The organism is Paenibacillus sp. GD4 (assembly GCF_030846225.1).
GTDB classification, from domain to species: Bacteria; Bacillota; Bacilli; order Paenibacillales; family NBRC-103111; genus Paenibacillus_G; species Paenibacillus_G silviterrae.
On record NZ_JAVCYK010000002.1, the window covers coordinates 737600 to 749597 of the forward strand.

Consider the following 11998-nt stretch of genomic DNA (forward strand, 5'->3'; position numbering starts at 1 on the left):
TTAGAATGCCCTACGAGGAGGCTAATTATGTAGGATCTCCATTCCGCTTCTATTAGTCAGAACTTTCACCCTTCGAATTTCGATATTGCGAAGGCGTCACACCCTCCTGCTTCCTAAACACACGGGCAAAGTACGAGGGATCCTCAAAGCCGAGCTTCGATGCAATCTCTTCAATGGGACTACGGTCCAGCCTAAGCCGTGCTTTAGCTTCCCGGACTCGCAGCCTATTCAGAAAATCCGTCAACGTATATCCTGTTTCTTTCTTGAATTGCCGGGAGAGATGCGCCGGATGAACGGTACAATAACGCGCTAATCCTTCGAGCTCAAAGGGCTGCCCGAGATGCACCTCCAGGTAACCGACCGCTTTCTGGACGAGAGCCGAGTACCCTGCCAGCGTATATTCTCTCACTAAGCTGCAATATTCCATGCACATCTGCTCCACCAGCCTTTGATGCATGTCCAAGCTTTCCAAACGCTCGATCTCAATCGCAAATTTCTCAGATAAATGATGCAGAAAGAAAGGAGGTACCTTCCCCTGCTCGGCGGATATTCGCAGAATCGTGTTTAACACGATGAGTCCGTTTTTGAGCGCCCTGAGCGGCCTCCCGGGATAACGCTCGGAGAAGTCGAACAAATCCCGTGATTTCAGTAACGACTGTTTGAGCCTAGCAATGTCCCCAAGCTCGACCGCGTGCATCATTTGCTTCTCTAGGTTGTATCTGAGCTCAATCAGACCGGCATACCCCGGATCCGGCTGATCCATCGCCTCCTGCAGAGAAGCTCTCCGTTGTCCGCTTTTGACTGCATTGGCTTGGCGTACGTCTATATATTGCAATGAAATCTGAGGAATCTCGCCGATTCGGTGCACAATACTCGCTATGCTCCGGATTTGAGAATTCCCCATAAGCTTCAGTCCTCGGAAAAAAGCTTCCAGAGCGATCTTCTCGCTCTGTTCGATATTCGTTCCATATGTTAGCTTGGATAGTTCGGGCAGATGTGTCAGAAAAGGGCCGGCTGCAAAAAGCATGTTCTCTCCTCCCTGTTTCCATAACGCTGCAACGTAAGAGAGGCCATGGACATTCGTATAGACGGAAGCCTGGTCCGGATTTTTTCGCACTGCGCACAACATTGCCCAGAAGTCGGCAGCCTGCAGCTCTTTGAGAAGCTCAGGCAGTGAAGCCCTTTCGAAGGACAGCTTCAGACCGGCTGAGTCATCCCAAATGTAGGTATTCAGATCAGTTAAGTAAAATACGGTCGTTCCGGCTGAAATCATATTCCTTCGTCTGCCCCTCCATGCTAATTTGGCCCTACAAATGCTAACCGAGTATTATAAACTCCATTCAAGTTCTAAGTATAATGTAATTATGTTAGCGATTTCAAATGAGATGGGAGAGGGATTTATGTTATACCCTATCGTTACTGAAACAAGAGGAATTCTCGATTTAAACGGGATTTGGTCATTTAAACTGGACACCGGCCATGGTTTTGAAGAAAAGTGGTACGAAAATAAGCTCACCCATGCCATTTCAATGGCTGTTCCTGCCTCCTATAATGATGTCGGTGTAAGCGCAGATATCCGCAATCACGTCGGGTGGGTGTGGTACGAAAGGGTATTCACGGTGCCGGCTATGCTGTCCTCCGAGCGGCTGGTATTACGTTTCGGCGCTGTCACCCATACAGCGAAGGTTTATATCAACGGAGCCTTGGTGGCGGAGCATAAAGGAGGCTTCACCCCCTTCGAAGCGGAGATCCAAGATGTGATATTACTGGGCAAAAACCGCATAACCGTAGCCGTTAACAATATCGTCGATGAAACGACCCTGCCGGTTGGCAACTATAAAGAACTCGAGGTCGAAGGTATGGGGAAGATCGCGCGCAACAGCCCTAACTTCGATTTTTTTAACTACGCAGGTATCCACAGACCTGTCAAGCTATATACGACACCAGGCGTCTATATCAAAGATATTACGGTAGTTACGGATTGGCAGGGTACTATAGGGATTGTCGATTATGAAATCTTCTTGGAAGGGCAAGCTGACGTAAAGACGAGCGTCATCGATGAATCCGGCGGGGTCGTAGCGTAGTTCGAGGGCCACAGGGGGCAGTACCGGATCCCGTCGGCAATACTTTGGGAGCCGCTTAATGCCTACCTCTATACGCTCCGGGTTGAGCTTCATCAGGATGGAAGTCCGATTGACGTCTACGAACAGCCCTTTGGCATCCGGACGGTGGAAGTGAAGAACGGCCAGTTCCTGGTCAACCGGAAGCCTTTTTATTTCAAAGGCTTTGGCAAGCATGAGGATTCCCCGATCCATGGCCGCGGCTTCGACGAAGCGGTGAATGTGACGGACTTCCGATTAATGAAATGGATGGGCGCCAATTCGTTCCGCACCGCCCATTATCCATATTCCGAGGAGTTGATGAGGCTCGCAGACCGGGAAGGTATCGTTGTCATTGACGAAGTGCCTGCCGTCGGGGTTCATTTGAATTTTGGCGCAACCATGTTCGGGCAATCCGTTCGACGGAATACCTGGGAGCATATTGGAACCTTCGACCACCATAAAGATGTCATCCGAGAACTCGTAGCGCGCGACAAAAATCATCCCTGCGTCGTAATGTGGTCGATCGCCAACGAGCCCGCCTCCGAAGAGGAAGGAGCTTATGAGTATTTTGAACCGTTAGTGAAATTAACAAGGGACTGTGACCCGCAGCAGCGTCCGGTTACCATTGTTACGCATATGTGGTCCACACCTGATACATGTAAAGTGGCGGAGCTTGTTGATGTATTAGCGTTAAACCGCTACTACGGCTGGTATGCTGAAGGAGGCGCTTTAGAGATCGCCAGGCACAAGCTGCGTAAGGAATTTAAAAAATGGACCGAACGTTACCCGGGTAAACCGATTATGATGACAGAGTACGGGGCAGATACGGTGGCCGGCCTGCACGATGTCGATCCGGTGATGTTCACGGAAGAATATCAAGTGGAGTATTTGCGGGCCAATCACGAAATATTCGATGAATTTGTCAGTTTCGTTGGGGAGCAAGTATGGAACTTCGCTGATTTTAACACAAGTCAAGGGATCCTTCGCGTGCAGGGCAACAAAAAAGGAGTTTTTACCCGGGAGAGAAAGCCTAAGGCCGCGGCGCATGAGCTGCGTCGAAGATGGTCCGCGATTCCGGATTATAATTACAAAGGGTGAGCTGTAATCTCTGAACCGGCTGGGAAAAGAAAAACCGGTCCGCTCCCGCGAAGGGAAGTGAACTGGTTTGCTTCAGCTGGCTTGTTCGCCGGATGCTTCGAGTGGGAAACGAATCGTAAACGTAGAGCCTTTCTTCATATGACTCGAGACCGTCAGCTTGCCGCGCATCATTTCTATGATTCGCATAGCGGTCATCATACCAAGCCCGGTACCCTCCCGCCCTTTAGTAGTAAAGTAAGGCTCTCCTATGCGAGATAATTGCTCGGTCGTCATCCCTTTGCCTGTATCGGCGATCACAATAACAAGCTCCCCGTTTTGCAGCTTTGTTTCTATGTACAAGCTTCCGCCGTCCGGCATGGCCTCAATACAATTTTTAGTAAGGTTCAGCAAGCATTGCTGCAGCAGTTGCGGCTCGCCTTTAATAAGGTACGATTCCAATCTCGATTCGATTTCTACGCAGTTCATGTTTGCGAGCGGGCTAATGATATGAATTGCCTTTTGCAGCTGATCCTTGATATCCATATTTCCAACATTTTGTACGGCCGGCTTGGAAAACGTCAAGTAATTTTGAATGATGTCGTTCGCCCTGTCGATCTCGCCGATACAAATTTTTAAAAACTGGTTTCGTTTTTCAACGGGTATTTCCGTTTGCTCCATCATTTGCAAAAAACCTCTAACCACGGCAAGCGGGTTACGCACTTCATGAGAGATGGAGGAGGACAGTTGGCTGACCATCTCCATTTTCTCGGCTTTGATCACTCGTTCGCCGATCAACATATTTTCGTGAAACACCTCATAGATGTAAACGACTATAGCGGTTGTGAACACCGTTAATAGCAGATACGAAATAACAAAAAACAAATTAAATGCAACCTGAAAAATGACGATGGAAACAGTTAAAGCGAGTACGGCGGCGAACATGGAAACGGCATTCCCCAGGATGAGTTTATGACGTCTGGATGCGTTTACATAGTGTTTAGTCAGTAAAATGATAACTAACAGAAGAATAGTACAAACGATAATGGACGCCGAGGCCCCCGAACCGCCGAGCCAAAACCACCGGAACGTCAGTGTGGCGGCAACTAAAAATATGCTTCCTGCAACTCCCCCGTAGAGCCCTCCGAGCACAACGGCAATTAACCGCAAATCATATATGTAGCCCTCGACAATTGTGATGGGGAACATAATACAGCTGATACTGGCAATACCGGCAGATATAAGTTGAACCCACTTTCTTTTATGCAAATTAGCCAATCCGTTAAATCGATTGATGTGCATAAACATCGGTATGAACAATAAGAAAATAATAATAAACAGAACATTTAACAATAACGGTTCGAGCTCGTCCAAACCTATATACCCCCGTCTGCATTGTCAAGTAACACTATAAACATAACCTATTTGGGTTATAAATGGTACTACAAATTCAACCCGGAGAATGCAGCAGGAAGCTTAAACGGCCTGGAATAGGAAATCCGTTGTTGAACAAGAAAAAAGACACCCTGTTCGTGTGTCTTTCGCAAGTTTGCTTTATGGCGTTTACCTAGTGCCCCCCTTGCTTTTATGGAAGGCTGCGAGCTGTTTTATCTTTCGGTAAGACTCCGGCTCCTTTAAAAATAAATTATGCGCAGGCACCCTCGGATTGGATTCGATAAACCACACCTTGGCCTTCCGGTCCAGCGCCAGATCATATCCGATCTGCCATTCATATCGTGTTCGGCTATAAATGCGGGTGCATAAAGAAGCTAGCCGAATAAGCTCTTCCTTCTTCCTTGCAGCCTGCTCCCCGGTAAGTCCTAAGGACTTCTCCAGTGCTTTGTTTATGGACATAACAGAGCCTTTGCCTCTGGCAACATTGGTTATTACACTATCCACGCCAGCCACTTTAGCGACCATTCCGATACATATCCAGCGGTTCCTTTGGTCTCTCATCATCATCACGCGAATATCGAAGGGTCTGCCGTTGATTTGGGCAAGTTGAATAGCCTGCTGTACAATGTGAGGCCGACGGGATAAGTGCAATTTCTTATACAAGGCATGAATGGACGAAACGGATTGCGGCTTCCCTTTGATTTTAACGAAAGAAATGCGGTCTTCCCCCTGCCAAACCTTAACGATTCCTATTCCGCGACAGCCTCCATCCGGCTTAATAAACACTGTGCGATAACGCTGCAAATACTCCCTCAGTCGTTCGGGATTGCAGATCGCCGTGCCAGGCAAGTAGGCTCGCAGCTTTGGCTCCCGTTGAAACATACGGTGAAAACGTATTTTTCCCAAGTACAGCTCCTCCTCGGCAGCATGGACTTCTTTTACGGTAATGTATGACTAGGAATGGTTCCCAGCAACGGCAACTGCCTAATGGACCCAAATATTGGCAATCGGTATGGAATGTCGTCGTCAAACAAACACGGCAGCCCTGGGCATTATAGCCACCCCGGACTGCCGTTCAAATTACCACGATAATCGAATTTCCCTTCCCGTCTCCGCAGACTCATAAATCGCCGTCAAAATCTTTATCATATCTACGCCTTGCGACGGCAGAATGATCGGCTCCTCACGGCCAGCCAAGCAGTTGATAAAATGCTTGATGTTCTCTCCATGTGCATCTACCTGGCGGTTCTTGATGACCGGCTCCACATTGGTTAATTGCCCAGCTGATTCCGAGAAGATTTGCGCCTGTCCCCGTTTGAGGCTTACCCCAGCCTTCGTTCCCCGCAGCTCGACGAAATTAGTCTCTTCTCCGATGTTGGAGGCCCAGCTGAATTCAATCTGAAGGGTGGCGCCATTATCAAATCGAATGAAGCCCGTGGCCAAATCCTCTACATCGAAGGTACCATCCTTCTGACTTTCTCCGAATGAGCTGTGGATCGAATCCGACAGCTCGCTGCTGGCAAACTTCGTGTACACCGCACCGCTGACAGCTACCGGCTTCGGATTGCCCATAAACCACATCGCCACATCGATAAAATGAACCCCTAGGTCAATGAGCGGTCCGCCCCCTGACAGCTCCTTCGTTGTAAACCATCCGCCCTTGCCGGGAATCCCGCGTCTACGTACCCACCCGCAGCGACCGGTATAGATTTCTCCGGCGTTCCCCTCCGCAATATATCGCTTTAGAAATTGGGCACCCGGCGTGAACCGGTTGTTTCGCATGGTCATGAGCAGCTTTCCGCTGACTGCGGCCGCATCGGCCATCTTTTGGGCTTCCTGTGGATTCACGGCATCCGGCTTTTCGCAGAAAACATGCTTGCCGGCCTTAAGCGCATCAATCGCAACGATGGAGTGGTACAGGTTGGGCGTACAAATATCGATAATCTCTATATCCTCCTGCGAGCGCAGCATCTCCTTGTAATCTCCATACGCTTTCGATTGGTCCAAACCGATCGATTCGGCGATGCCTTGCGCACGCTCCAAATTCGTATCGCATACCGCCACGATTTCCGTTTCCGGATGCTCCATCCAGGTCTTCATATGCGCGGTCTTAAATATGTTCCCTGTTCCTACAATGCCTACCTTCCACTTTTTGCCCATATTGGATCCCCCTATCGTTTCATCTTTAAAGCGTCAAACTGCTTGCTCAAATGAGCCAGGCTTGTCCGGACGCATTCCATCGGATCGGACTTGCATACGTCCTGCTCGACAACGTACCATTCAACACCGGAGGCTTCCCCCCATTGCAGAATCGAAGTGAAGTCGATGGTGCCGGTACCGACCGGAGCGAAGGACTTCTCTGCGTCGTCCGACATGTCCTTCAGGTGAATGATCGGCATGCGGCCTACGTACGGCTTAAGGAACGACGTCACATCTCGTCCGCCCCTCTTGACCCAGTAAACATCGATTTCCGCGAGAATGTCGTTCTCTTCTGCCGGCTCCAGTAAATACGACAACGCGTCCCTGCCGTCAATGCTCGTATCAAATTCATACGCATGGTTATGGTAGCTGAGACGCATGCCCTTCGGCTTTATCCGTTTGGCTATCGCGTTCAGCTCCTCTTTCGCAGCGATGTAGCCTTCCGTGCTTCGAAGCTCCTGTATCATACTTGAGCACACAAGATCCGGTGTACCGAACAACTTGGCCTCCTCGATAGCCTGAGCTGTATTCTCTGCCAGAAATTTGTAGCTATAATGCATACCGGCTACGCCGAGACCGGTTTCCGAAATAACCGCTTTCAATTCTAGAGGATCATAATCATGGAAGCCTGCGAATTGGACTCCGTCATATCCCATTTGACTTATTTCCCGAAGCACTTTCGGAAAATTGGACTTGCACTCTTCTCGCAATGTGTACAGCTGCACGGCGATGTTGTTCTTCACTGCCATATCACTCCTTTGTATGTTGTTAAGTAAAGTATAATAAGCGTTCAATTGGATAGGAATGACTTATTCAGCTACTCTTGACTTATCTTGCATAATGTTGTTTTGTAATCATAACAACCCCATAAGGAGGCGAGAGTATGGGCTTATCCGAAGCCACCCTTCACCATGCGGGATACTCGCAGCACCGCAAGCCGTATTATAGTAGAAAGAAAAGCCAAATAACCGGATTTCTGCTCCGATTGCAAGTGAAAGGGACATGTAAAGCAAGCCTTAACGGAACCTGGTACCCTTTAAAACCGGGAGATCTCATCCTTTCAAGGCCAGGAGAGTCCTATCAATTGATGATCGACTCCGAACCGTCGGACAACGGCTCGTTGCCGATTGACAGCGCCGATTACTACTTGTACTGCTCGGGAACATGGATCGAGGACAAGTGCGGAGCAGGCTCCTTCCCGGAGCATGCAAGTATTGGGGTAAGTGATGAGGTTGTATCCTTATGGCGGCGTATCGTCTATGAGAAACGGAATATTCGGGAAGACAATGCGGAGCTGCTGGATTATTTGCTTCGGGTGCTCTACCTGACCTTGGAGCGCGCCGTTCGCAACCGGGTCACAGGCACCGCAAGGAATGATCAATATCTGCCCTACCGGTTAAAACAGTATATTGAGCTTCATGCTACGGAACCGCTAACACTTAAGGAAATCGCGAAGCAGCATGATATCAGCGTTTCCACCGCATCGCATATATTCTCCAAGACGTTCGGGCAATCCATCATGCGGTATGCCGTCAATGTTCGATTAACCATCGCGGCGGAACGTTTGCTTGTGAGCGATATGAGACTCGAAGACATCGCCGAAGCGGCAGGCTTTAACAGCTATCCCTACTTCTGCAGAGCCTTTCATGCCCGATATCAAATGCCGCCGAGCGCTTATCGTTCGCGACGTTATCGATCAACAGACCTTTGAGGATCAGGAAAAAGCCCACTCGGATGAACGACTGGGCTCTGATTGCTGCTTCGGCTTATTCGGTTAACTGCCTCATATAGTGAACATAGTGCGGGAAGACGATTGACGCGTCCTCGAGGTCGGGATGCCACTTCTTTTCCCACTCAAGTGTGTAATAACCGTCATACCCGCGGCTGCGAAGGAGACCGATCATTTCTGCCAGCGGAATGCTTCCTTCCCCCGTACGGCAATATTGGAAAGGCCTCTTGCCGTCCGGCGTCAGCCGGGAATCCTTCACATGGGTATAGTGGATCCATGGTCCCAATGCGGCTAGTGTCTCTTCGGGGGACTCACCCAGCACCCTGTAGGGATGGTGCAGATCCCACAGCACCCCGATCGCGTCGGGATCCAGCTGTTCCATAACCGCCTTCACATCCGTGCAGGAGGTCCAATCATCATGCGTTTCAAGCAGAAGCTTCACTCCATATTCCTTCGCAATCGTCCCCAGTATATCGAGGTGAGCCACCATCGCAGCTACGGCTTCGTGACGGCTTACACTCCCTATGCCGCCTCCGAATACGCGGATGTAAGGCGTTTCGAACAGCGAGCACAATTTCGCATACGACCGGATTTCCTCTATATTGGCATCCAGATCACCGGCCGAAAACGCCTTTACCGAGCTGGAGAAGCAGGATACCGTCAGCCCCGCATCCTTTATTGCCTCCTTGGTGCTGCGGGCGAATTCTGCAAACTCCGGCAGCTTATAGAGTTGGAGCTCGCCGTTCAAGCCCCGGAAATCAATGGCGTCGAAGCCGTACTCGGCCGCTCTCCCGATGATCAGCTGTAGATCCCAATCCGGACAGCCCAATGTGGTAAACGATAATTTCATCTGCAGTCCTCCTTAACGATGGGTCATTCGTAAGAAACGCTCCTCCGTTATCCCCCGCAGTACAGGGAGTCCAGAGGCAAAACGGGCCAAATCCTCCACCACCATCGCCCCCAGCTGTGCCTTCCAGTAGCTCGAGAAAGCTCCGATATGAGGCAGGCAAATCACATTCGGCAGCCTTAGCAAGGGATTCTCCGCCGCTAGCGGCTCTTGATGATATACATCTAACGCTGCATGGATTCGCCCGGAGGACAGCTCCTGCCACAAGGCCTCCTCTTCCACCAGCGCCCCCCGGGCGGTATTCACCAGCAGTGCGCCGTCGGGAAGCAATTGAAGCTTCTCCCGTGTTATCATTCCCCGTGTGGCGGGAGTCAGTGTATCGTGAAGGGATACGATACGGCTCTCGCACAGCAGCTCCTCTAAGCTGCACAAGGTAACGCCAAGCTGCCGCGCTTCTTCTTCGCTGCAATAAGGAGAAAACAGCCTGATGTTCGTATGGAAGCCGCGAAGTAGTTGGATGACCTCCCTCGCCACCTCACCAATGCCGACAATGCCTACCGGCTGTCCGTATAGACCGTTCACGGTCCCCCCGTTTCCTCCCCAGATTCCCGAGCGAAGCTGATCGCGCAAGCTGCAAATATTCCAGGAGCCTGCCAGCATCAAAGCAAGGGTAAGCTCAGCCGTCGATTTCGACAAGGCCATGTTGGCATTGACCACCGTGATCCTCTTGCGGAAGACAAGGGGATCCACGTAGGGAATAAGTGTACCGGCGGCGTGTCCGATAAATTGGAGCTTATGGGCCCCAGCTACAATCTCGGCAGTCAGCTTCGGCGAACCCCATGAAGTCAGTACCGCATCGTAGCTGCCTATATCCTGCAGCAGCTGCTCCGCTTCATAGGGCTCCCCTGCCGTCACCCAATCCACATCGGAAACCTTATGCAGTCTACTGACCACCTCGTCGGAGAAAAATAACTCGCGGAGCTCCTTCTTCCATATCGTTACCAAGGTTTTCATGCGATGGCCTCCTCTCCCCATCTATATTTTAGCATGACAACGGCTTGCCCCAAAGGGATACCTTTTGTCTTTACTTGTCGTTTCTTTATCCGCAGGAGGCCAAAAAAAGACCATGAATCCGCAATCCAAGCGAATTCATGGTTTATTGAATTATTTCTTTGCCTTAGCGCTTTCCGCCGCCTTATTCGCCGTCTCCTCTATGGTACGGAACAACGTATTAAGATCCGCCGTGCCAAGGGCCGCTTCATGAACCGCGTTTTCGTAAGCCGGCTGAGCGTCGCCCTCGACCATCGACTTCGCCGGAAGCGGAGCATACTTATTATGGAACACCGCGCTTAGGTTTTTGTCCTTATGCTTGCTGTCCTCGCCGAACTGCTTCTTGATCGCGTCGTCCTTAAGCGTCGTCATCGTTCCTCCACGAACCTGCTTGGTCTGGTACTCCTTGCCGGTCAGGTATTTAATGACAGCCATCGCTTCGTCTTTATGCTTGCTTTGGGCGGTGACGCCCCAGTAGAACGGATAAGCGGAGGAGCCGACACCCGGCAGATCGCTAAAGGTCGGCAAGGAGGCGATATCCCAGTTCATTCCCTCCGCACCTCCTGCGGCCCAGTCCAATTGAGACAAATAGGCGAACATGGCAAGATTTCTGTCTTTGAGGAAGGCGTCCTTATACGGAAGCTTGTTCTTCAACGTGCCCATCACAGCCTTGTACCCTGCATCGGTCGAACCTTCGATATAGTACGTTTGATATACCTGCTTCCACTTTTCGTTGGCGTTAATCGTCGCCTTGTCCGTCTTCGGATCCAGGAACGTGAGCGAGTACTGATTCGCCCGAAGCGTATGCGCCGGCGACGCGACAAAGCCCAAATATTGCTTACCGCCCTCATTTCGGGTCAGCTTCTTGGCCAGGTCGTGTATTTCATTCCATGTCATCCCGTTTTTCGGGTAAGACACTCCGAACTTATCGAAAATATCCTTGTTATAGAACAAAATAACATTTTCCGTCGATACCGGGAGACCGTAAATGCCGCTGCCGGACATCGCCCTCGCATAATCGATCATCGTAGGCTCGAACGCGCTGATATCGACATTGTGCTTCTTAATGAGGTCGGACATATCTGTGGCGAGGCCATATCGGGTCATCGTGTGAAAAAAGTTAACGCTTTCATAATAGAGGTCGATATGCTGGCCTGCGGAAACCAATTCATCAATGTTGGTGCCTGTCCCTTTTTTAATATATTTAAGCTTGATTTCGGGAAATTGCTTTTCGATCGGATCGGTAAACTTCTGCTTGAATTCCTCCTCCGACGTAGCTGCCGTCGAATAAACCACCAGCTCAACCGGTTCCTTAGTCTGCGCCGGCTTCGGAGAATCCCCGGGATTCTGGGCCACTTGGCCGCTGCAAGCGCTTAAAATAAGGAGACTGGCTGCGGAGAATACAAAACCCTTTTTCAACATAAAAACACGACCTCCTTCTCAATATGCAGCACTTTATGAGTCGGGCTCATGATGCATGTTCTGGAAGCGATTGTTTTCTGTGTGCCGTTGTTATACTTCATGATAGCATACAAAAAAACAAAAATTCTTTGCGTTATTCTCCTATTTTTTTGCTTTTTTTGTCTCATTGAGCCATTCGGA

9 protein-coding genes and 1 pseudogene are annotated in these 11998 nt (G+C 50.1%); 2 read left to right on the top strand and 8 right to left on the bottom strand.

Annotation, left to right across the window (positions count from 1 at the left end):
- Nucleotides 1-52: 52 nt before the first annotated feature.
- Complete coding sequence (locus RAC89_RS26235) at nt 53-1273, bottom strand: AraC family transcriptional regulator (RefSeq protein WP_306616685.1); 1221 nt, start codon at nt 1271-1273, stop codon at nt 53-55.
- Between the two features lie 127 nt (nt 1274-1400).
- On the opposite strand from RAC89_RS26235, the pseudogene uidA reads away from it, so the two are divergent.
- A pseudogene (gene uidA / locus RAC89_RS26240) lies at nt 1401-3200 on the top strand (beta-glucuronidase).
- A 72-nt stretch (nt 3201-3272) separates the two neighbouring features.
- Here uidA and RAC89_RS26245 read toward each other — a convergent pair.
- The 4 genes from RAC89_RS26245 to RAC89_RS26260 all read right to left on the bottom strand — a co-directional run bounded on the left by RAC89_RS26245 (nt 3273) and on the right by RAC89_RS26260 (nt 7513).
- On the bottom strand, nt 3273-4550 hold the full coding sequence (locus RAC89_RS26245) for an ATP-binding protein (RefSeq protein ID WP_306616686.1): 1278 nt from the start codon (nt 4548-4550) through the stop codon (nt 3273-3275).
- A gap of 189 nt (nt 4551-4739) precedes the next feature.
- Nucleotides 4740-5477: a YheC/YheD family protein gene (locus RAC89_RS26250; protein ID WP_306616687.1), complete on the bottom strand. Its 738-nt coding sequence runs from the start codon at nt 5475-5477 to the stop codon at nt 4740-4742.
- Nucleotides 5478-5651: 174 nt separating this feature from the next.
- The gene (locus RAC89_RS26255) at nt 5652-6731 is read right to left on the bottom strand and encodes a Gfo/Idh/MocA family protein (protein WP_306616688.1); all 1080 of its coding nucleotides are present in this window, start codon (nt 6729-6731) and stop codon (nt 5652-5654) included.
- Nucleotides 6732-6742: 11 nt separating this feature from the next.
- The gene (locus tag RAC89_RS26260) at nt 6743-7513 is read right to left on the bottom strand and encodes a sugar phosphate isomerase/epimerase family protein (protein ID WP_306616689.1); all 771 of its coding nucleotides are present in this window, start codon (nt 7511-7513) and stop codon (nt 6743-6745) included.
- A 140-nt stretch (nt 7514-7653) separates the two neighbouring features.
- Between RAC89_RS26260 and RAC89_RS26265 the strand changes: the two genes are divergently transcribed.
- Nucleotides 7654-8481, top strand: a complete 828-nt coding sequence (locus RAC89_RS26265) for an AraC family transcriptional regulator (RefSeq protein WP_306616690.1) — start codon at nt 7654-7656, stop codon at nt 8479-8481.
- A gap of 55 nt (nt 8482-8536) precedes the next feature.
- Here the strand turns inward: RAC89_RS26265 and RAC89_RS26270 are convergent, their stop codons facing one another.
- The 3 genes from RAC89_RS26270 to RAC89_RS26280 all read right to left on the bottom strand — a co-directional run bounded on the left by RAC89_RS26270 (nt 8537) and on the right by RAC89_RS26280 (nt 11818).
- The gene (locus tag RAC89_RS26270; RefSeq protein WP_306616691.1) at nt 8537-9349 is read right to left on the bottom strand and encodes a sugar phosphate isomerase/epimerase family protein; all 813 of its coding nucleotides are present in this window, start codon (nt 9347-9349) and stop codon (nt 8537-8539) included.
- Nucleotides 9350-9361: 12 nt separating this feature from the next.
- A complete protein-coding gene (locus RAC89_RS26275) occupies nt 9362-10360 on the bottom strand; it encodes a hydroxyacid dehydrogenase (RefSeq protein ID WP_306616692.1) in 999 nt (332 codons plus the stop codon).
- 150 nt (nt 10361-10510) lie between these two features.
- The gene (locus RAC89_RS26280; RefSeq protein ID WP_306616693.1) at nt 10511-11818 is read right to left on the bottom strand and encodes an ABC transporter substrate-binding protein; all 1308 of its coding nucleotides are present in this window, start codon (nt 11816-11818) and stop codon (nt 10511-10513) included.
- Nucleotides 11819-11998: the final 180 nt, after the last annotated feature.